Source organism: Mycolicibacterium duvalii (assembly GCF_010726645.1).
GTDB lineage: Bacteria > Actinomycetota > Actinomycetes > Mycobacteriales > Mycobacteriaceae > Mycobacterium > Mycobacterium duvalii.
The window spans coordinates 3,704,334-3,727,138 of sequence record NZ_AP022563.1; the positions used below are offsets into that span (position 1 = coordinate 3,704,334).

The following is a 22,805-nucleotide window of genomic DNA, read 5'->3' on the forward strand; positions in this document are numbered from 1 at the left end:
CATACTGCGATGGTGCAGTTGTACCTGGGCAGGGTGACAGTGAGGGCCGGTCGATGACATCTGAGGCGCCTGATCCGCTGCTGCTCGGCCAGCGGGTGGTCGCCATCCTCGAGACGGGCCTACGGACGGCGACGTACAAGCTGGCCACGCTGATGGCCCTCATCGAGCACTGCATCGAGAACCTGCCCGAAAACCCCGACGACCCTCTCCGCGTGCCGCTGCCTGAGCTGGCGCATCGGGTGTTGAGGACCTACTGGCGGCAGGTGCGACCATTCGATGGGCACGAACTGCGGCAGTCAACGCAACCCCGCGCGCGGATTCTGATCGCCACCAACGAGCTCCGCGACGCTGCAGGCCGGGCAGGATCGGTGGAGATCGCGTGTCTACGCGCGCCGACCGCCTATCAGAAGGCAATCGAGGACATCACGCTTTGCCTGGCGCAGCAGCCGTTGCATCGGCTGCAAAAGCTGCCCGGTGCGGACGGTAGCGATCCGTTCCTCTACGACGACGGGTTTCTCCATGACCATGTGTCACGTTCGACGCTGCGCGCGCACGGCGATGCCATCGAGCTCAGGCCAGGAGTCGCCGCAGGGCTGGCACGACTGGCCGGCCTCCTAAAACCGGCCCTCGAGATCATGTGGGTCGAGGACGTACGCCGGATGAACAAGTTCCTCGATGCGGAGGTTCCGGACGTCGCCGGGCACCTGTTCGGCCGTGAGCGGGCGGCCCTGTCAGCGGTGCGCGAACCGTTCAAGGATGCTTTCGGGCCGCACTGCTTTTACTGCGCGGCCCATCTGCCGACAAACAATCCGATCGATCATGTTCTGCCGTGGTCAGTGGTCGGTATCGACGGGCTGTCAAATCTGGTGCTGGCGTGCGCACGGTGCAATGGCGACAAGAGCGGGGCGCTTCCGGCTGTCGGATTGGTCGACCGGGCATTAAGGCGCGATCGAATAGTTTTGGAGGAGATTGCATCTGCCCTGCAGTGGCCGACGCAACATGAGCGCGTCGTCGCGGCCGCCCGCGGAATCTATCGGGGTCAGCCTGCCGGTGTGCCGACGTGGTCGGGGTATAGGCGACGCGAGCGGCTCGATGTCAGCTTTCCATCGTGGTGAGCGAAGACGAGGGGTGCCACGTCCTAAGTAAGCTGGTTTTCGATTCGTTCAGTCCACCGGGGGTATCGAACTTATGTCGAAGATCAACGACGAAGCGCTCGCCGTACTCCGGCGAGGGCTAGGTCCGACCGCGGCGTTTCGAGACGGGCAACTCGAAGCTATTAGAACACTGGTTGAGGAGCGCGGACGGCTTCTCGTCGTACAACGAACCGGATGGGGGAAGAGCGCTGTCTATTTTGTGGCCACCCGAATCCTTCGCGACAAGGGCGCAGGGCCCACGGTCATCGTGTCCCCGCTTCTGGCTCTGATGCGCGACCAGATAGATGCGGCATCCAAGTACTTGCATGCGGTCACCATCAACAGCAGCAATGCGGACGCCTGGGAAGCTATCGAGAGGGACCTGGCAGCGGGAAAGGTGGATGTCCTCCTGGTGTCGCCCGAGCGCTTCAACAATCCAGATTTTCGAAGTCGACTACTCCCTCCCCTGCTTCGCAATATTGGACTCTTTGTCGTCGACGAGGCCCACTGCATCAGTGACTGGGGCCACGACTTCCGACCCGACTATCGCCGAATTGTTGCAGTGCTTGAGCGCATACCATACCGAGTGCCCGTACTTTGCACGACGGCAACTGCCAACGACCGCGTGGTCACAGATATCCGTCATCAACTTGGCGACGAAGTAACTGTCAAGCGGGGAAGCCTCAACCGCGAGAGCCTCTCTCTTCACGCGGTGAAGATGCCGACCATCGTTGAGCGACTCGCGTGGCTCGCTGAGCGGATTCCTGCAATGCCGGGTTCCGGCATTGTTTATTGCCTCACTGTCTCTGACACCAACCGTGTCGCGGACTGGTTGTGCGCCAACGGTATCGCTGCAGCCTCGTATTCAGGCGACACCGACTCTGAACGTCGTATTGAATTGGAGGGGCAACTCAAAGCCAACCAACTGAAGGTCCTGGCCGCGACATCCGCCCTCGGAATGGGCTACGACAAACCAGATCTATCGTTTGTCATCCACTATCAATCGCCGGATTCGCCGGTCGCATACTACCAGCAGGTCGGACGAGCCGGCCGCGCAGTCGACAGCGCTGAGGTAGTACTTTTGTGGAGCCAGCGCGACGAGGACATTTGGCGGTACTTCCTGGAGACGAGCCTACCGATTCAATGGCATGCCGAGCAGGTCGTCGAATACCTCGAGACTGCCGGAGACTGGGTTGGACAGCGCGAGATCGAGCTGACCGTGAACATGCCAAGCTCACGAATTGCTGGTCTACTCAAGGTTCTCGATGTCGAAGGCGCAATTGAGAAGGAGCACTCCAAGTTTCGCCGAACACTCCGTCCGTGGAAGTTCGACACTGAACGGATCGAACGCGTCCGCGATGCGCGCTTAGCAGAGCATCAAGCGATGCGCGATTATGCGACGACAACCGATTGCCGCATGCAATTTCTCCGCAAATCACTGGACGACACCGACGCCACGGCCTGCGGTCGCTGCGACAACTGCGCTGGCAAGCGGTACAACCGCCGCCCGAAGAAACGCACTGTGGGGCAGGCTCTCTCGTTCATTCGGCGACGTCCGATAGAGATTGAGCCGCGCAAGATGTGGGTTGGTCATCGTCGTGGACGCATAACGAAGCCCCTCGAAACAGGCAGAGCTCTGTGCTACCTGACTGACCCAGGATGGGGCGACCAGCTGCTTGATTCGACATCGACTGGAGGGCCGATCGACGACGAGCTCGTATTAGCGTCTGCGGCGCTGATCAACGACTGGCTACCCGAGTTCTGCGGCTCTGTCACCTATGTGCCGTCGTCAGACGACGGCGATCCAGTTCGTGATTTCGCCACCCGCCTCGCGCGGCACCTCGGCATCCGTTCGGTTGCTTGCCTCGCCAAGACACGGACAACCGCACCACAAGGAACGAAGGAGAACAGCGCTCAACAACTCTTGAATGTCGACGGAGCCTTCACGGTCGTGGGCAACGTCCCTGACGGCCCTATCCTGTTGGTCGATGATTTTGTCGACTCACGATGGACGCTGACAGTAGTGGGGGAACTGCTGCAAGCCGAGGGCGGAGGACCTGTCTACCCGTTCACTGTGGGCAAGACGAAAGGATGACGCCGCTCAACGACGCCGACCTCGCGGCTATCGCGTTGACCAGTCGCTTGGTGGGCGAAGAAACCGAGCCACTGTCTGCGAGGGAATTCTGGGAGCTGTCCCAAGCGCATGAACCCTCTAACTTCCTCGGTCTCAGTGCCGACGAAATAGTCACTGAGTATTCCACGACCGTTGAGATGGCCGAACGCATCACACACCTGCTTAATCACGCCACCGGGCTAGCGATCGCAATTGAAACGCTTGATCACTCGGGCATCTGGACAATGACTGGGCTAGGGCAGAACTACCCTAAGCGGCTGCGTCAGCAACTGCGTGATGACAGGCCCGTCGTCCTACATGGAGTAGGCGAAACCGGAATCCTCAGTATGGAATGCATCGGAATCGTCGGCGATTCCCATCTCACCACCGATGCCGTGCGTGTAACACAACTGTTAGCGGAATCGTTAGCAAAATCGGCACGCGCTGTCGTGTCGCGTGTGGATGATGGTGTTGGAAGGCAAGCGATGAATGCCGCGTTCGAAGCAGACGGTTCAGTCATCGGGGTGCCTGAAGTGCCTTTGCAACAGGTAATTTCACGACCGCGTATTCGCAAAGGAGTGATAGGTGGGCGTATTTGCCTTGTCACCTCTGACGCACCGTCGACCCCGGTCACCCCAAGTCAACCCGGAGTCGACCGACTTGTATACGGCATATCTGACTGCACCATCGTGATGGCGTGTGCCCGTGAGCGCGGGCCTACGTGGGATGGGGCACTCGACGCGATCGAACGCGGATATGGACGGATCGTATCCTGGGTAGGTGCTGGCAGCGGACCCAGCAACAGAGCCTTGGTCGACGCAGGGGCAGAGCAACTCGCCGACGTTGCTCAACTCTCGGATCTTGTCAGCGGCCGGTCCTCAACATCGCCAGCGGCCGCGGTCCCCAAAGCTCCAGGTGACCAATTATGGCTAGATTTCGGGTCCGCCCCCTAACTACGGCGATGTATCTGGTGTGGTCAAGCGACGGCCATGACCAACGACTGGTATGACAGGGACCAACGCCATGCCCGCACTCACGGCCTAACCCACCCGGATCAGGCAGCACTACAAGACTCCCCGGACCTCGACAGGCTTACAAACCCGATACAAAGTATTGCCTCAGCATCCAAACAATTTCCACACCTTTACGTCCCGTCACGAAGTCATCGAGGCTCCGGTCAGAGCCTTGCAGATCTCAGTGACCTCGGCCTCGTGCGCGTGATAGACGCTGTATCCATCGGATTCAAGTGAACGATCTCTCTCCACATCGGACCCGTCCACGATGACGATCCGCTGATTCGGCCACACAACTTCCACAGGCCAGTAATACTCGCCCATTTCTATGCCGACCTCAGGCTCGTCGACCCCAAGACGGGCAAGTTCAGCCAGAAGGAGCTTCACCGCGTCGGACGCGAGGTCGACCTGACCACCCCACTCCTCAGACATCTCGCTCCGAACACCGTTGACCCCAAGCGGACCCAAGATCGCTTGCGCTCCATCTCGTGACAGTTCGTCGTGTACGCGCGCATTGCGAAAAGACCGTAGACAGCCGTAACAAGATGTCTCCGGACCACAATCGCATTGCTGCACGCGGTCGACAGCAGAGCGGAGCACCAGTTCAAGGTTCTCTGCGATTCGCCTTGCTGCGCCGGCGCCGCCTGGGACGGTGTCGAACAACACAATGCTTCGCCGATTGTCCTTTGTCCACGAGAGTGCGCCGTCGATATCGTCTCGACTGATTTCTAACGCCTCCGAAGCGCCCTCGAGCATCGCGTAAAGCGCTGATAGCCAACTAGCCTCCGCTGCCCGCTGATACTCGACGCCGTCGAACGTGAACTCCGCTACGTCAGATTGGTACCGATGCCCGAGGCAAACCACCTCGAGCGGGCCATCGCATTCCTTTCCACTTTCTGGCCGCTGGTGTGCGCGTCGTCGTGCGCCTCGGACCGCAGCATCGGCCCATCCGCACCACTGGCAGACCTGAAAGCCGTTGCCTTCTCCCTCAGAGATCACCGCCAGCGTCGCACGAGTCCCCGCACGCGCCGCCACGGCAGTGCCAGACGCACCTGACCATCGGAAGGTGTCAACTTCATCGCCGACGTCTTCGACGTAGCTTGCTCCGTGCCAGCGCCTCTCTGGAGGCGCGGTACCGACATCCCGCGCCTGGCGGTCCGCGACGAATCCAAACTCGGGCAGTACCAGTCGGCGAGTTCTGCCGAACGGCTCGCCACATATCGGGCACAACTCGCCCGCATCCAACTCGCGCGCGCATTGAAACCGTTTGCAGGACAAACACACTCTGTATTTCCGCTCGTCCAGCTCACGGCCCGGCATCCGTCGAAGCCCTCGCGACGTCCACACCTTTCCGCCGGCGACCACCTCGTTTCCCGGTGCATAGTCGTAGATAGCCAAGCTAAGGTCACGGGCGAGATCCAGGCTCCGCCCGACCGGCTCGGCACAATGCAACGTTCGAAGTTCGACGGTGTCAACCGGGAACCCGTACTTTGGCAACACGTTCTTGTTCGCCAAGAAACCGATCAACGGACGCTTCTCAATCGTTGCCAACGTCCTCTGAAGCCGGTCTCCGTGGCGGAGATTCTTCTCACGAATAGCTGCATCGATGAGATCGTTAAATGTCTTGATATCATCGCCAACTTCCTGCTCGACCTTGGCCAAGAGATCCACCAAGCGCTCCACCCAGGAGTCATCCTCGATACCGATTTCAGCGTGCACCTGCTCCGGAATCGACGCCCTTACAGCCGCTTTTAGTTCGGGTGGAATAGGAGTAAGAAACTTCCGGACCCGCGACGCCGGTGAGTCTTGGCCGTCAGAAGTCGGAGAGAAGAACTCACCTGCATGCCGCCAAGTCATCCCTTGGTCGGCGCAGTGTCGAAAGTAGGCCGCGAGTGCCACGGAATGCGCATGGCGACGTGCAATGCGTGCATTGTCCACGGGGACCCAGGGAATTCGCATCTGTCCTGCGATCATCGATTCCGGATACTGATACTTAGCCAGATCGTGCGAGGCGCGATTCGCGTAGGTCAGTACCAGAGCCGCTGATGCTGCACGGCGGCCAGCACGGCCCGCGCGTTGCACGTAGTTCGCCGTCTTCGGCGGCATGTTTCGCATGACGACGGACTGAAGGTCGCCCACGTCAACACCTAGTTCAAAGGTGGTCGAACACGACAGGACGTTGACGCGTCCATCGATGAAGTCGCGCTGAATTTGTGCAGCCTGCTTGGCATCCCATTGTGCTGTGTGCTCTCTAGCCGCCAGCGGAGCGGTACCCATCGTCTGATACGTCACCCGATAGTGATTGGTGTCCGCGTCACTGGGAGGCACGACGTGGCTATGCAACTTGCCCGCGCAGCTGCTGTTCGGACATACTCCTCGAACGCTGCAGGCAGTGAGCTTTCGGCATTTGTCGCAGAGATACCACGTGCAATCGAGTCCATTCTGGACCAACAGCTTAGTGTGATCGACCTGGAATACCGGCCCGCGGTTACGGTCGGATTCCACAACGAAGTATTTCTGTTGCTCAAGGTAGTTCCAACAGCCCTCCAGGACCTTCTCGGCGGATTCGGAACTGCCGAGCGCATTGAGAACTTTCTGCACGAATGTGATTCGTCCGTTTGTCCTGCCGGGCCCGCTGGGAAGCCAACTAATGATCTTTCGTTGCCGGTCAGATCCGCGGGATCTCATGCGGATGCGGGCGTTGCGAGGCTCGAATCGCTCCGATTGGATGTCGACGTCGTCGAGAAGATCCATGGCGCCTTGCAGCCGTGCCGTCTTCACGAGTTCATCGAGCAGTGACCAGGCCTCGTCCTCCGTGAGGCCGAGGGTCGAGAAGGCCCGCGGTAGCACGGCGCCACGGGGTCGCCTCAACGTCACCCGCATCAATCCGAGACCCTCGAGCGACTGACGCGTGTCGAGAGCCATCAGCTCGCCGATCGCCCACTCATTGACCGCCTTGTTCTTCGCGATGGTGCCCATACCGTCGGGAAAGTGTCCGGCACCACTGGCCTTCTTGCGCGTGACGATCGCGATGTCCTCAATCGTCAGCGGTTCATCCGAGTACTTCGGATCCTGCAGTGCCTGAACGATGTATCGGCGTTCCAGGAAACGGCCGTAGGTCCGGTCCAGGTACGGTGCCGCGAACGCGGCAGCCTGGCGCGAGTCCGAGAACATCAAAAGTTTTCGGCCACTGCCAACCTCGTCCGCAGCCTCGTCCGTTGCCACCGGCAGCTCCTGGTAGAGCGCGGTAGTAATCACCGCCGGCGCAGCATTGGTGTCGGTTCTCAGCCGACGGATGACCTGCCTCGCCTGAGCACCGCATTCGGTACAGCGACTCATCACGCGCGTCGCGGCTCGATGTTCGCGTACGCGGCGCATATCACCCCCCGGACACGATGCTGATGCACATCCCGCAGCACCGGAGTCAGCGAGAAGGCCGCATCCGGTGCAGAGATATCTAATCGTCGGGTCGGCCTTTGAGTCATCGTTCGCGAGAGTCATCTCGTCCTCGTCAATGACTGTGTCGTCCCCGCCATCGGTCAATACCAGCCATTTGACCGATGCGTCGTTCTTGGTGCTTGGAAGGAAGAACTCCCGTCCGTCACGGTGCTCGACGTCGCCGGCGAGGTGAACAGCACCACAGCGTTGACAGGTCCCGAATTCGAAGACTGCGCGTCCGGTCTCTGGGTCAATCTCGTGGCGGCCGAGAAATATCCGCGGTCCATCGGAACCGAAGCTCACAAAGGCACCTTCGGTGGCGCGCACAAACATGTGATACCTGGCGGAAAGGACTGGATTGCCCGCCTCGTCGCACACTTGGCTGCCAAGCGCAACCAGTGATTCAAGCTTGCGGGATGAGTCGGGGTCTTCTGGCCAGAGCCGGCGTTGGAGAACGTCTGCTGCTACCGGCCCTGCAGCAAGCGCACCCTTGAGATCCGCGATGGTGCGCTCCGCATGGAGTGCTTCGCTAGGCGCTCCCCCACCCAACTGTGAAAGTTCCGTAACATCAGCATCGGGCATACCGAGTCGCAGGAGCTGCTCATCGGTCATCTGCCACGTCGGTTTGGCTCTTCGCTGTTGCCGGGTCGGCTTGACGAGATCCTGCCGTTGTACATCGCTGTTGACGAATTCGAACGTGGCGTTGAATAAACTGCGCGCAAACGTCATAGCCTCGCCCGGAGCTGCATCCGGCGAGCTTCCTTCGAGGGACGCCGACGTAGCCACACATTGCAGATTCGTGTCAGGCGCAACCCGTTGGCGTAGCCGCCGCAACAGCAGCGCGACTTCGGAGCCCTGGGCACCGTCGTATACGTGGGCCTCATCCAATACCAGGAAGCGCCACGTACCGGAGTGAGGTCCGTCGAACAGGTCGATGTCAGCGGCGCGCAACAGCAGGTACTCGAGCATGGCGTAGTTGGTTAACAGGATGTGTGGTGGCGTGCTGCGCATCTCCTGCCGGCTCAAGAGTTCGTTTGGAAGCCGCTGCTCGCCGACGTTGGTAGCGAGGAAGTCGGACTCGGCGTCGCTTGCCTTCTCTAAGGTTTCGCCCGTGTAGCGTCCGAATGTGATGTCCGGTGCGACGCGAAGAGCTGCGCGAAGACGCTTCAACTGATCATTCGCCAGCGCGTTCATCGGGTATAGGAGAAGTGCTCGTACACCTGGGCCGAGCGTGCCCGCCGCACTCTCACGAATCAGCGAGTCAAGTATCGGGAGCAGGAAGCTTTCCGTCTTGCCGGATCCGGTTCCGGTGCTAACGACCAGGTTTCGACCGGCGATGAACTTTCGGATCGCCTGCTCTTGATGTCGATAGAGCGGTCGTGTGAGAGGCACGGCCGGGCTGTTCAACCGGGTGAAGTCGGGGTGGAGAACGCCTTCACCAATCAACTCCTGGAGCGTGGCTCCCGTCTCGTACGGCGGCGTGAGCTCGAGAAGCGGCCCCTTGGTCAGAAGCCTGGTCTGATTGATGGCCTCATCGAAGGCCTCCGCCATGGCGAGGTCGGCGGGCGCGAGCAGCGTCTTCAAGTACCTCTTGTAAGTCGCCTCAATTTGCTTGGCGGTCGCTAGCGGGTCGAGCCGGTCGGTCATCAGTACTCCCGGGTGAGGTCACCGCGACAGAAGTGCACGATTAATGCTTCTGCGATAAGCAGATCCGTCGCGACTAGTCGAGGACAGAGCTGGGCCATCACAGCCCAGGCACTGAGCATGCCTGAGTTGAGATATTGACCCATGATCCTGTCGTGTGCTTCCAATCGGGCTAAGACCGCTAGCGTCAAGGACTGCACCGACATCAACATCCAGGGGTGTTGTGCCGTGGGCACGCCGCGCAAGGCTTCGCTTCGTGCGCTGATGATCTCGTAGGCGTCGGGGCAGGCCCGCTTGATCGGCGACAGCGCAAACGACGTCTGAGCAGCGAAACCATCCGACCATCCAGTACGCATCCAGGCTGCCCGCTGGTGGAACGCTTCGACGTTGCCCGCCACCCGTGTGTCAGCGTCGAGTAGGGCCCCGGGCACCAGACGAAGACCGACTAACAGTTCCTCCACCTGGCTGGCCGGCATGGCGTCTAGCCTGAAGACATTGCGGTCGAAGCATCCCTCGGCCAACGAAGCTGCCTTGCCGGTCGCGAGCGTGTCAATCAGTAAGTCGCCACCCTTATCACGCAGATACGCAAGGGTTTCCGCGCGTTCTTCACGGACCTCATCCTTCCTCCGGTGCAGTGACGGCAGGTCGGAGATCTCCACCATGCAACCGAACCACGGGTCCGCGTGAAGTTCGTTCAGAGTGAACGTCGTTGCGAAGCTTCGGTTGACCAGTTCCGAACCCACGAGCATGCCCATTTTGTCGCGCAGGGCAATAGTGCTGTTGCCGAGGCCTTCGAGAGCCCTGCGCGGCTCCTGGCCCAGCATCTTGATCAGCGCCGACCTAGTGCGACTGGCCACTGTGTCACTCGAGTCGAATCCGAGCATCGCCAGCGCCGACCACACCTCCGGCATCGCACCGACTGCCTCAGGTGCGGAACCCTCACCTGCCAAGAATTGCGAGAGCTTGGTCCGACCGGTGTCCTGCGACACTACCCAACCAGGTTGGGCGACTCGGAATGCCGTGTCATCTGGTCGCTGTGGTGGCTCGACGAGCACCCAGGGGTCGTCGACGAATACCTGACAACACAGCTCACCAGCGTTCACTAAATCGTCGGGTAGTTCCAAGGTGTCGCCGTCCAGCGGTAGTGACTGGGCGGGCAGCCATGGGGCGGTGGTGGGCCAGACGTGCACGGCGAGGTCCGCAGAGTCGAGCAGACCATTGAAAACCAGTGAGCCATTAACGAGACGGACGCCGGAACACACCTGCGGCGGTCGAACAGCGAGAACAACTACCTCAAGATTCCCTGTTTCACACGCAATGTTCGCAACGACCTTGCCGATTTCGGCGTGGCGCGCTGAATCCGCGAATCGTGCTGTGGCTGTTTCAAATACCCCGCCTGGTTTGCGCCGTGCTTGCTCAACGTGAATAACTTCTCCGGCGCCATCGACGAAGGTGAAATATGCGTCCATCCCTTTGGGTAGGCGTACTGCCACGTAGCGGTCCTGCGCCAGGTCGCCCGGTGCACATGTATCCGCGGTAGTGCGCCAGGTTGCGGGTTCTCCCCTGAGCCCGGTGCGCATCGTGATGTGCTCTGGCCGAACAACGACATCGGCGGAACGCTCGTCACTGCTCAACGTGATGAGCCGCTCTGGCTTGTCCACAGCAAATTCGATCAGGTCGGGCGAAACCTGCAGGGATGTCGAGGATCCCAACGCTGCGGTGCACGGGCTGAGCCCCCCTGGAACCGGTATCCTCAGCTCACTGTCGAAATCAGCATCGAGACCTTCCGCCACAAACACGACTGCTCGCACATCTGCCCCAAGCGGTCCCGTCACGACAATCTCGAAAAGCCCAAGCAAGCCTGATTCCGCGTCGTCGAAAGGATCGACACAGGTCTGCTCTTCCTCTGCATTCCATTCGTCGTCGGATATCCATTCGGTCTGCCCGAACAACCGGGTTCGGACCCGCCACTTTGTAGTCGCGCGGCTTGACGAAGGCGGAAGCATTACCCATGGACGCTCCGCGTAGACCGGGCGGCCGTCCTGCGTACGACAGCCCGGTACCGGCTCGCTGAGATGGAACGTCGGAACAGCGTCCTTGCGGACCGGGTGCGTGGTCCCGATCGGTCTTCCGTTCCGTCGTAGCTGCAGCGCTTCCACGTCTGCGAGGTCGACATACGTGCTGCGCCAACCGATCCAGCCGGCAGGCGCGCCGGAGTCCGTGCGCGCATCCACAACACGGTCGGCCTGCGGGTCATAGAGTTCGGCGTCGGAGGGGTGGATCACCCAAACCGCGTCTTTTAGCGCGTCCCGGCGAGGAATCCACGTGCCATCGGCGGCGAACGTGAGCATCGGATCCGTCGTGCCAACAACTTGCAGCGAGAAGCTTGAATCGCTGGCGTCATGCCAAAGCAGAATCTCCCGTATTGGCATCGGCACCGGTATCAACGTGGGCGCATGATTTCCGTCTGTAACGCCCCAACTGCGTTCGGCGTGCACCTCACGGACTGCACCGTCGAACGACACGCGCCACGGAAGCCCCGGGCTCGACCGCGGGTACGGCACGCTCACCACAAGCTGGTCGTCGTCCACGGAATATGCGAGCGCGGGGCGCCGCTGGACGGAGCTGCTTGTCGCGCGTCGGCCCTTCCACTCGATTGGGTGATCACGAAGTTGGTGGACGAGCTCATCGACTAAGACCGTCGGCAGGCCAGTAGTTGCGGTGTCTAATCCTGAGTCGAGCAAGCCCGGATCGACGACGGCAGCATCGACGACCTCGATGATCCGGTCAAGGATGTCGACGGCGAATTCCCCGCCATAACGGAGGAAGTTTCTGACCGGGACGTCGAGCGCATTCGTGCGGTACTGCTTACCCGGTTCCTCCAGCCATTCCAATAGCGCCACACCCGTGGCCTCCCGGCCCTGTACCAGGTGACTGTCGATCATCTGCAGCAGATCCCGAAGACAATGCGCAGGAATGCCCGCGTGCATTGCCAGGATCATGACGTACTGATTCTGACGTTCGAGTTTCGTGAATCGGGCAAGTTTGAATTTGTTCAACAACGGCACCAGTTGTCGCCGCATTGCGTTCTCGAAGTAGTTGTCGCGCCCGAGCCCGAGCTCGGACCAGAACTCATCCCAATATGCGCCCTGGTCGTATGCGAGTGCGGCGTGACCGACCAAGATGGCGAGCGTCAACGCCGGGTACTTCTTGATTACATCGTCGTACCGGTGACCGCGGCCGAGCATGCCGCGGGCGGCGGCGCCGTACTTCGATTGAGCGGTGCGCACTTCGTCGGCGTTGAGGTTCAACTCTGCGACGAGATTCACAGGTTCTAGAGCGACACGTAGCCGGTAGTCCTCATCGCTCAGCCAATCGAGCAGCGACCTGCTTTCCTCATCCATGGCACTTGTCCCCCGCAAACCTTCACATCCGCTTATTGACGTAGCAGTCGACCATAAGACAAGGCACCGACAGACACGCACCCAACCCCGCTCCGGCAGCGGCGGTCCGCTCTGAGGGGTGGTTGCTCACTCGCTCGAGTTCGAGCCGTCGTGCGCAACCGCCGAGCCACACATACCGCGCATCGAGTTGTCGCATAATTAGTCCCTAGGACTGGTCCTCGCCACGTTGAAAGCGCGGGAAGCGTTTCGTCCGGCGGACGGTTTCCTTGCCCTTTGCGTGGCCTTCCTCCGGCAATAGGCTGGTTACGCTGGCGATTCTTTCGCTTGCGGCGTTGAGCGCGCGGCCGGCGTAGTCACCTGCGACTGCAAGCACGTGACCGGCCGCGTCCCGGACGGAGGGGGTGTTGAGGTCTTGCCACTGCGCGATCTGGTGGCGACGGGCGCGGGCGAACGCATCCAAATCGTCTTGCAGCTGCTTGCTGTGCTTTGCCACATCGCGCACCGACCAGTATCGGAACCCGTCGATGCGGTTCGTCCGCCGGTAGGATTCCAGCACTTCGGCGGCCCGGGCATATAGCTTGCCGTCTTCGGCGACCTGGGTGGCGAGCAAATCGAATGCGTCCGCAACGACCTGTTCGCGATGTTCGGGCTCGACGTCCTGGACTCGCGCCAGGCGCAGACGCTGCCAGTTGTTCAGAGACTCTTCGGCGACGACGAGCAAGTTCAGGGTTTCTCCGAGGCGGTTCTCCTCCACTGCCTGTCGCAGGATCTCGGCGCGCTCCTGCACTGGTCTGGATGTGTCGAAGTCGTCGAGCGTTCGTAGTGCGTGGGCGCGCAGGCGCTCAACGGTGACGATTAAGTCGGGTCCCAGGGCCGCGATCGACTGCCAATCGGTAGCGGGCAGCGCGCCGTTGTTGTCTAGATTGCGGGCCATTCGCTCGACGGTCGCGTGGTGGCCTTTTACGTCGCCAATCCGGTTGGCCTCGACCAACTTGAGAATTGATTCGACTTTGCCCTCAACACGGCTGATCGAATCATTGACCTCGGCGATGGCCATTTTCAGGGCCATTTGGACCGCGATCATCTGTACCGAAACCATCTCGGTCGGGCCGAGCGATACTTGCCGCCACTGCAACTGCTGCAGGAATTGGCCCGCATTGTCGACGGTGGTCATGCGGTAGAAACCGGGATCGCCCGGCATCAGGTTGCCGGCGCGGATCGCCTCCATGCTTCTTGCCGACAACTGGACAAACTGCCCGTGCTGGGCAAACATCGCCGCCGCGCCGACAGCCGCGGCGGCGGCATTGCCGAGGGCGCCCTTGCTCACGTTCGCGACGTCGACAAGTTGTCCGGCTGCCTCTTTGATCTTGTTGATGTACCGCTCGACGACATCGGGGTGCCCGTCGACCAGCATCCCCTCATTGGTCACCGAGATCGCCAGGTCGTGCCCTGGGTCGGACTCCGCCAGCGGCACCGGCACCATGTCGGTCTTCGGTTCGCCGGGGGTTGGTTGCTCGTCAACGGTCATGTGTTACTTCCCCGCTCCCAACAACTCCGAGCGCCGTCCGCTCCACGTCACTACCAACGCGTCGCGCGCGCGGCTGCTCGCGACATATAACAACGACCGTTCGCGCAGTAGCGCTTCGTCACGCTCCTCGTCGGGGATAGAGCGCAACGTCGCAGGCGACGGGACGTGCTTATCGTCGGCACCGGCGAGAATCACCCGGGAGAACTCCATCCCCTTCGCCCGGTGCATGGTCATGACTAGAGGTTGACCGGGTACCGCGGCGTTCTTATCGACGGCGCGCGCCGGGACACCATGCTCGCCGAGGCCGCGAACAAACCGGTCACGTTCGTCCTGGCTGCGGGTGAGCACGGCGATACTTTCAGGTTCTACGGCGTCCTCTTCGAGCCACGTTTTGATCTTCGCGGCAACGGTTTTCAACTCATCGGCAAGGTTCTCGCAGGGAATCAATTCGGGCTCGGGTCCGCTGCGGGCTGAACGGTAGTCGGTTGTTGTCTCTTCTTCCTGTTCGAGGTCGCTGTACTCGGCACCAGACAACACACCCACCGCGAATCGGAGGTTTTGGGCGGTGGTTCGGTAATTCAGTGTCAACCGACGCGACCGCCCGACGATTTTGATTCCGAAGCGACTCAGCACGATCGGGCTACCGTAGATCCGTTGGTGTGAGTCCTCGGCGATGAATAGATCGTTCGGCCCCTCGGCCGCCAGGGATCGCAACAACGCCCAGTGCGTTGCGTGCAGGTCTTGCGCTTCGTCCACGATGACATGATCGGCGAGATAACTGCCGTCCTTTTCCGTCCGGATGCGCAGGGCCTCGGCGGCCAGCGCGAGAACTTCCGGAAAGCTGATGGTCTCGTCCATCTGGCTCTGCCGACGGTATGCCTCGACCAGCTTCCATACGGCGATGCGCTGTGGCCGGCTGAGTCGTACGCCTCGACCAGGACGCGGTACCTTGGCGTATTGCTCGAGTGTGGTGATTTGATTCGCCAGGACGACCGCGACGTACTCGGTTTCCAAGAACGCGGGTGTGGCCAACTTCTTGTCGAGTCCCGAGTCGACGGTTTGTGCGACTTCTCTCCACACGGTATCGGGTGCGGTTCGGCGCGAACCGAATTCGACTCGGTGCCCGAAGATGCGTTCGGCTGCCGCGTCTGCTAGACCCCCGGCACGGTGCAGTACGTCTCGGCCCAGTGCATCGATGCCGCCGACGTAGACGCCGCGATCGCCGGGCTTCTCGGCGATGGAAATGGTGGAGTCAAGGGTGGCCAGATCAGCCTTTAGCCCTTGTGCGAGGGTGGCGTTGAAGGTGGTCAAAATAATCCGCGCGTTCGGGTTGGTGCGGGAGAGCCGACGTGCACGGTGAATCGCGACGACGGTCTTGCCGGTTCCGGCGCCACCCGAGAGGCGGAACGCACCACCGTAATTCGATTCGACATAGCGGCGTTGCTCCGGGTGCAGGAATATGCGCCACGCGGCGAAGTCCCCTCCCTCGATGACGCGGCGCAGTTCCTCGTCGTCTTCGATGAACGCGAACTGCATCTTCGACGCTGGACGTTCGAGCGCCGCGATGATCTGCTGATCCTCGTCGACGGAGGTGTCGATCGGCTGGTCGGTGAACCCGTGTTTGTCTCGGATCGTTTCGATCGCGATGCCGGTCGCGAGATCGAGAAGGGCGCTGCCCTCCCATTCGAGCCCGGCTTCGGCCACCTCGAGCAGCGCCGACTCGTCGGGGGCGGCCATGGCCCGATCGGCCAGCGCTGGGTCGATTCCGAGACCTTCGGTCAGATCTGCCAGCGTGTAGCCGACTCCCTCGAGGTAAGAGAGCTCCGGCGCGGGTGGCGGTTTGGTGGGCGTCGAAACCGCCGGCTGCTCATTGGCAGGGACTTCGCCGATCAGTCCTTCGAGGGTGCCGTTGATCGGGTTGACGCGCAGCGTAGCCCGCTCAGCAAGCTTGATCGCATCGTCGTGCGGCCACGTTCCCATATAGATGTAGGTGGTGCCGCTCGACTTGTCGTCGATACGGAACAGGATGGCACGCCAATACAGGTCGACCCGGCCGGTTCGTACCCGAGGATCGACCGCTGCCTTCAAGGGTTCGATGTGCAGTTTGGGAGAAGTGTCGTCCTTATTCAGCTTCTCGAAGAAGTCGTAGACCTTGTTCTTGACCGAACCGTCCAGCTTCGACATCGCCTTGCTGTTGGAGGCGATAACCAGATTCGCCATCTACGCCACTCCGTTCAGTTTCAATGCTTCGACGATCTGCGCAGGGTCGGGCGGGCATATGGTCCATCCATCTGCCTTCGCGTCCTCGTCGAACTTCACAGCGACCCGCGCATTCATCCAGGCCAGATCCAGCACCTCGCCGTCAGCCGTTTCGTAACCCAGCACGGGCGCTGCTGCTCCAGCCTCAGCAAGCGCTCGAATCAGTTCGCGTTCGGCGTCGGACACCGCATCATCGAGCAGCGTCTGCCATTCGAAAGACAGCGCCGCTTGGTCGGACCCAACCGCAATAGTCTCGGGCGCCGCGGCTAGGAGTGTGCGCGTGGTAACGCGATGACGATCGCTGATACCAAGCCAGTTCGATAGACGCAGCCACTCTTTCCATGCCTTGCCGTCTAGGTTTTCCAGACGGTCGTCGCGATCGTCGACGGCTAGGACGGCACGGGGTGGATCGGCGGTGGTGACTACCCCCGAGGTGACGGTGAGCTCACCGTCGGTGTAGGCCCAGCACATTGCGGTGCCGGCCGCGGTGAATGGTGCGTCACCGTCAAGCGCGGCGATCGCGGCCGGCCCGAGCGCGTCCGCATCGGAGTGGGCGCGGTTGTCACTGCGGACGAACAGATAAGGCATCCAGTCACTGAATGTCTGCCACGCATCAATGTCCGGTTCGAGCATGAACTCCAGCAGTTGTGACACGGGATCCCGAGCGAGCAGCCGGACAAGCCCAGGCTGGACATGGAACTTACTGGTGATGATGGCGGCGGCCTTCTGGTCGAACCACTCCGGCTCAGCAGTGTCGCCTGCCTTGAAGCGTTGCAAGTCGTCGTGACTGAAAGACCACACCAGGTGACCCGCCTTGCGCAGCGCGGCGCGTTTGTCGGCGTCGTCGCCGACACGGTTGCAGCCCGACACTGCGTGGAAGGAGCGGCCATCGGCGAAGATCGCGATCTGAGGAATGTCGGGGTCAGCGGTCTGCAGTACGAAGTCGGGCTTGACGAAGTCGAACGACACTTGGGGCCGCAGTGACCATTTACGCGCTTTCTTGCCTTGCAGCGTGATGGTCGCCGACGGGCCGTAGGTTCCCGGCTTTTCGACGACGGCGGCGCCGATCAGTTTGAGCCGCTCGATGAACGACGAGTAGAAGTCGCGCTCGAGGAAGGATTCGTCGCTAATCGGAGTGGGTGGCGGTGCGGTCTCGGTGACTCCGGAGCTCCAGTCGTCGAGATCCGGGTTGGTGTGCGCTCCGATGTCGAGGATCTCATCGAGCAGCTTTAGCGCGGTGGTGCGAGAGACTCGGTCCATCTCGTGTGGTGCGGCGAACGGCAGCAGGCAGCGATGGCAGGCCAGCCGATCTTCGTTGCGGCACGGGCATTCGCGGACGATCTGCCGAGCAGCCGTCAGTACCGACCACACCTTGGCATGGTCGGAGAATTCGGCGAGGTAGCCGGTGCCACCCGGGACGGTGTCGTGCAGCAGCAGGGCGCGGCGGTCAGGTGCGCGAAGCGCGTCTCGAATGACCGCGACGTCGAGGTGTTCGGGCGATCCACCGATCACATGCCGCAGCCCGAGCATGATGGCCGCAGCGAGGCTGGGATGGGCGAAATTGTCGTATTCCATCTGCGGCGGCAAATGCAGCAGCACCCCTTGGGTGCGCAGCGTGCGCGCCAGCGCGATCTCACGCACATCCTCGGTGGCGACATCGCGCAGCCGACACCAGGTGCGGTGTTCGTAGCGATTGTTGCGGCCGGCAGCGCTGTCGAGTTGCCCACACGACGCGCAGACCCGAAACAACCCACTGGCCGATTCCTGTCCGGCGATGTTCCGCTTCTTGCCCTGTGAGGTGCGTCGGCCGAGGTTGAGCCATCGGATATCCAGGCGGCGCAGGTACTCTGCCCCGAATTCGGAGTCGCGTCGAAACCACGTGCGACCCACCTGCGCCGGGTCGATATCGGCGGCGACCGCGACTGTGAAGGGTTCGCGGCGACGGTCGTCTCGGATGTCGTTGATGGTGGCCTCGTCGCGGCGCACCTCCGCCGACACCCGGGTCATCTCGACGACCTGCATGTGCTGGCTTACATCGGCGATGCCGGGGTTGTGGCAGCGCGGACACGAGGACACCGGCTCCGTGATGACTGCGGACGGGTTGATGTGAACCCAGCCGCATTGCGGGCACAGCTGCCAGGAGTGAATGTTGGACTCCCCGGTGCCCAAGTCGACTGCGTCGATGGTCACCGCCAGCCCCTGGGCGTAGAAGGTCGCGCCGGGGGCGAGCTCGGTGAGCGCGACGCGGGAACCGCGCTGGTAACTGAGCTCTTCACCCATGTAGTCGTTGCTGTCGGGGTCGATCCAGGTGACTCCCACATCGAGGGTGACCGAATCATCGAGCAGTGTGTAGTTGGGTAGCACGCCGTAGCGTTCGAGCACCGAGATCCAGTAGTCTCGCGTGAGGGAATTGATCTGCGCGCCAAGAAGTTTGCGTGATCCGCGGGCAATGCGAAGCGCGCGCTTGTCGTCATCTGTCGCTGCCGGTGACGACGCTCGGCGTTCGAACTCGGGCAGGTCGGCTTCGATGGTGGCTAGGCGTTTGGTGAGTTCGTCGAGATCGACGCGCCACTGGTATGCGGCCGACAGCAGCCGCTCGGTCAGGCCGCTGGGACCGCCTTCAGGAGGGGGGCTGGCCCATGACCGCAGCGAATCGATTGCGTCCGCACTGAGGTGGTCGCCGAATTGCGCTAGGAACCCGTCGAGTTGCGGTTCTGCGTCGGCGGCGACCTCTAGCAGTCTGGAGAGCCAGCTGCCGTCGTCAGTGTCGCCGAGCACGGTGCGCGCATCCTTTGGTGCTTCCGCCTCAGGATCGCGACCGAACGAGTCGATGATGTGGGCCACGTATTGGCGTTGCAGGATTTCCTCGGCGCTGAGGAAGGTGGCGGGCGGTCGCACATCGCCTTGGATCACCGACAGCGGCTCGAACAGCTTAGGGAGATGTTCGCCGCGGCCGCGGACGTAGGCCAACGCCAGCGAGTTGCCGGTGAGGCGCCCCGCGCGTCCGACACGTTGGAGATACGACGCCACCGACCGCGGCAAGGATCCGAGCATCACGGTGGAGAGGTCGCCAATGTCGATACCCATCTCCAAGGTCGGGGTGGCGACCAACACGTTGGGTGCCTGCGGGTCGTCGCCGCCGCGTTTGAAGGCGGCTTCGTAGTCGAGTCGAACTTTGGCGGGTAACAGTCCAGTGTGCTCGCGCGCCACGACGCGTTTCATCTCGGTCGAGTTGTAGAGGCGACGGTAGAAGTTGTCCGCTTTCGGGGCGCGGCGCAATGTGCCTGGGCAGCGGATGAGCATGCAGGGCGCGCCGTCGAGTTCGTCGATGGTGGTGACGCTGCCCGGGCTGGGGGTTTGGCAGACATCACAGGTCAGCATGTGCCGTGAGTCGAGCAGTGATTCAAGCGCGGGCGCGGTGACTTGAACGTTGGTCGCCGACAACCCGTAGATGACCGAACCCGTCTCGGTGGTCACGGTGGACAACAGCATCTGTTCAGCGAGTTCGGTGAACAACGCCTTGGCGAAGAATGTCCCGTCGTACGGGGAGATGCCGAGGCAGCGGGACGCCCATCGGGCGTACCAGGACGCGGCTGAGGTGATCGGGTCGAATCCTTCCGGCAGAGAGCCGGTTCCGGACTTGATCGCCGGGAACGCGGGTGCTGGGCGGCCTTTCGGGAATGGGGGCATGCCTTGCCCGCGTGGCCGGCCACCCCAGATGTGGTAGCGGTTGGCGTTCTTTTCGAGGTAGCGGCGCAGCCAGTCGTGGTGGATGGCCCCGCGTGTGCGGATGCGTTCGACAGTGCCGCGCACCCACCTGGTCAGTGCTGCGTCGTCGATGTCGCTCAATGGAACCTGTGTGCCCGAGCCGGCTTCGACGGCCTTTTCTACTGCCCGGCGTCCGATGATCGCCGAACGCTGGGGTGCGCCCAGATAGACCTCGGCGGCAACGCTTCCGGTGAGTTCCAACGTGCGGCCGGTGCGCGACTGGAGGCCGAGCTCGAGGTCGACGTCGAACTGCAACCGCCGCTTGGCCTTGTTCTCCGCGGCACGGCGGCTGTTGGGGTGCGCGTTGGCTTTCCAGAATGCGACGAATTCGTCCCGGTCGACGATGTCGGGCGGCAGCAGCTGGTAGCGGAGGATCGGATTGTCGCCCGCGCGGTTGATCACGGCCTGGGTCAGCTCGGTAAGGTCGAGTTCGCTGTCCCCGAGCGCGGCCCGCAGCGCCGCGCGCAGGCTCAGGGTATGTGAGCGGGCTTGGACGAATCCGGCGCGGTGTGCGGCGTCCTGCACGCTGTCGGTGAACATCAGCGCCTTTTTCTCGGCCGCATCAAGATGCTTGTCGCCGAACAGGTTCGACAATGTCACCGAGAGCTGCGTGGCCACTGCGCTGCCCAGGAAGCGGATGCCGTCGCCCGCGCCACAGGCTGGGCAGACGTCGTTCTTGGAGTCCTCGTCCGCCTCAGGCCCCACCAGGGTGAGCACCGGCAGCGCTCGCCCGTCGACCGCTTCGGCGCTGTCGGGGTCGGGCGCCTCGTCGACGAGCTCGCGGTGGTCGAGGTGGAACCATCGGAGGCCTTCCACCGGATCATCCACCTGCGACTCGGCCGGCGCGGAGATCAGTGCGCGGAACCGTGCCGCTCCGGCGGCATGGTCGGCACGGATCGCGTCGTCGGTCACGTCGAGGGTGGCACCGGTTGGTGCGAGGCGGGCACCCCAGCCCGATCTTCCGCAGTGCCGGCAGTACACGGCGGGCAGGTACATTTCGGTGTCCTCGGCCAGGGCTCCGTCGTCGGACCAGCGGTACTCCGTGCCGGCGCGAACGGCGCGGTCGACCCGGCTGAGTTCGCGAATCCACAGGTGCACATCGACGCCGAGTGCCGCGCGGCCAGCCTGCGCTCGGACGTGGGAGAGCATCGCGAAGACGAACTCCAGGAAGCGCATTCGGTTGGCATGGGTGCGGGCCGCGTCGCGGTCGACGGGCGCCGCCGGAAACACCCGGTTGGCTAGTTCTGCAAGCGGCACCGCGTCGATAGAGCTTTCCAGCACCGCCTGGATGAACCGGTGGCGTTTGAGTTGGTCGAGCATGTCCGCAGCATCCAGGGGCGGTTCGCCGGTGGACGGACCCGTGCCGGTCAGCGGTTCGAAGAGTTCGGCGAATACAGCAGCGGCGAGCGCCTCGTTTCCGTAGGTGGCGCGGTCGACCTCGGTGATCCGCTCCAGGGCGTCCGGGAGGGCGGGTTCGACGAGCCTCCAGTCCTTGTCGCGACGTCCGAGCCGCGCGTTGCGCCATTCGTCGGGCGTGAGTCTGGTCTCGCTGATCACCCCATCGGCTTCGAACGCTTCCCCGAACACGGTGTGCGCGAAACCGAGCATGGCGACGGGTTCAGCGCGTGAACCCAGGGTGGCCGAGGTGGCGACCGGAGTAATTCGGCCCAGGGGGCGCCCGCGGTCGTCATCGGTCACCCGCGATGTCTCTGTCCAGTGGCTCTTCAACGTGAGGCCGAGACGCCGCAACAGCATGGCTACATCGGTGCCCTGAGCGCCGTCGTAGGTGTGGAACTCGTCAAGCACCAGAAATTGCAGCGATTCTGCGGATTGCCGCCACATGTCAGCGCGTCCGGGATGCAGCAGCATGTGGTCGAGCATTTTGTAGTTGGTGAGCAGGATGTCGGGCGGTGCGTCGTGCATGAGCGCCCGATCGGTGATAAGTCCATCGGCCGAGACTCGGGTGCGTCCGCCGCTTGCTTGCTCGCCGGTGTAGAGACCGGCGGTTACTGCGGCCAGTGCGGGGTCGCCGGAGATGACCGCGGCGAGTCGCTCGGCCTGATCGTTGGCCAGCGCGTTCATCGGGTAGAGGATCAGTGCCTTCATCCCGGTGACACCGGATTTCTTGGCGCGCAGCACATGATCGAGGATTGGGTACAGGAACGCTTCTGTCTTTCCCGACCCAGTGCCGGTGGTGACCAGGGTAGGTTGCGGTCTGTCTCGATGCTTGGTCGACAGCCGTTCGAATGCGGCGGCCTGGTGTCCGTACGGGATGAAACCATCTGGCCACCAGTCGAGGTGCTCGACCCAATCGTCGTCGGCGGGCGCGAACGGAAGCCGTAGGCGCACATATGGCCCTTTGAACATCCCGTTTTCAGGATCGCTGATGAAGTCGGTCAACGCCGACTGCGCGTCAGGGTCGGTCAGCGCGAATGTTGTTGCGAGGTAGTCTGTGAGGCCTTCGCGCAGGTGCTCGGCCTGTAAGGTGGGAAGCAGCGTGCCCAT

The 22,805-nt window shown here is 62.2% G+C and carries 8 protein-coding genes; 3 read left to right on the top strand and 5 right to left on the bottom strand.

All coding sequences use genetic code 11. From position 1 onward, the window contains the following. Positions 1-53 precede the first annotated feature (53 nt). From G6N31_RS17500 to G6N31_RS17510, 3 genes are all read left to right on the top strand, one after another. The gene (locus G6N31_RS17500) at positions 54-1,115 is read left to right on the top strand and encodes an HNH endonuclease (protein ID WP_098004014.1); all 1,062 of its coding nucleotides are present in this window, start codon (positions 54-56) and stop codon (positions 1,113-1,115) included. 73 nt (positions 1,116-1,188) lie between these two features. Then, entirely contained in the window at positions 1,189-3,228 is a 2,040-nt protein-coding gene (locus G6N31_RS17505; RefSeq protein WP_098004015.1) for a RecQ family ATP-dependent DNA helicase, read from the top strand. Beyond that, on the top strand, positions 3,225-4,199 hold the full coding sequence (locus tag G6N31_RS17510; protein WP_163722233.1) for a DNA-processing protein DprA: 975 nt from the start codon (positions 3,225-3,227) through the stop codon (positions 4,197-4,199). The genes G6N31_RS17505 and G6N31_RS17510 overlap by 4 nt, the downstream gene beginning before the upstream one ends. A gap of 201 nt (positions 4,200-4,400) precedes the next feature. Here the strand turns inward: G6N31_RS17510 and G6N31_RS17515 are convergent, their stop codons facing one another. The 5 genes from G6N31_RS17515 to G6N31_RS17535 all read right to left on the bottom strand — a co-directional run bounded on the left by G6N31_RS17515 (position 4,401) and on the right by G6N31_RS17535 (position 22,805). After that, positions 4,401-9,344, bottom strand: a complete 4,944-nt coding sequence (locus tag G6N31_RS17515) for a DEAD/DEAH box helicase (RefSeq protein ID WP_098004016.1) — start codon at positions 9,342-9,344, stop codon at positions 4,401-4,403. Next, positions 9,344-12,745, bottom strand: a complete 3,402-nt coding sequence (locus G6N31_RS17520; RefSeq protein WP_098004017.1) for a hypothetical protein — start codon at positions 12,743-12,745, stop codon at positions 9,344-9,346. Before G6N31_RS17520 ends, G6N31_RS17515 begins: the two co-directional genes overlap by 1 nt. A gap of 205 nt (positions 12,746-12,950) precedes the next feature. Next, the gene (locus G6N31_RS17525) at positions 12,951-14,273 is read right to left on the bottom strand and encodes a hypothetical protein (RefSeq protein WP_098004018.1); all 1,323 of its coding nucleotides are present in this window, start codon (positions 14,271-14,273) and stop codon (positions 12,951-12,953) included. A gap of 3 nt (positions 14,274-14,276) precedes the next feature. Next, positions 14,277-16,493 carry a 3'-5' exonuclease gene (locus G6N31_RS17530; RefSeq protein WP_098004019.1) on the bottom strand — a complete coding sequence of 739 codons (2,217 nt, stop codon included), beginning with the start codon at positions 16,491-16,493 and terminating at the stop codon, positions 14,277-14,279. After that, positions 16,494-22,805 carry a DEAD/DEAH box helicase gene (locus G6N31_RS17535; RefSeq protein WP_098004020.1) on the bottom strand — a complete coding sequence of 2,104 codons (6,312 nt, stop codon included), beginning with the start codon at positions 22,803-22,805 and terminating at the stop codon, positions 16,494-16,496.

Bases quoted from the DNA above. Each gene is read 5' to 3' on its own strand.
- G6N31_RS17500 (WP_098004014.1), top strand. From the start codon at position 54: ATGACATCTGAGGCGCCTGATCCGCTGCTGCTCGGCCAGCGGGTGGTC.
- G6N31_RS17505 (WP_098004015.1), top strand. From the start codon at position 1,189: ATGTCGAAGATCAACGACGAAGCGCTCGCCGTACTCCGGCGAGGGCTA.
- G6N31_RS17510 (WP_163722233.1), top strand. From the start codon at position 3,225: ATGACGCCGCTCAACGACGCCGACCTCGCGGCTATCGCGTTGACCAGT.
- G6N31_RS17515 (WP_098004016.1), bottom strand. From the start codon at position 9,344: ATGACCGACCGGCTCGACCCGCTAGCGACCGCCAAGCAAATTGAGGCG.
- G6N31_RS17520 (WP_098004017.1), bottom strand. From the start codon at position 12,745: ATGGATGAGGAAAGCAGGTCGCTGCTCGATTGGCTGAGCGATGAGGAC.
- G6N31_RS17525 (WP_098004018.1), bottom strand. From the start codon at position 14,273: ATGACCGTTGACGAGCAACCAACCCCCGGCGAACCGAAGACCGACATG.
- G6N31_RS17530 (WP_098004019.1), bottom strand. From the start codon at position 16,493: ATGGCGAATCTGGTTATCGCCTCCAACAGCAAGGCGATGTCGAAGCTG.
- G6N31_RS17535 (WP_098004020.1), bottom strand. From the start codon at position 22,805: ATGGGCACGCTGCTTCCCACCTTACAGGCCGAGCACCTGCGCGAAGGC.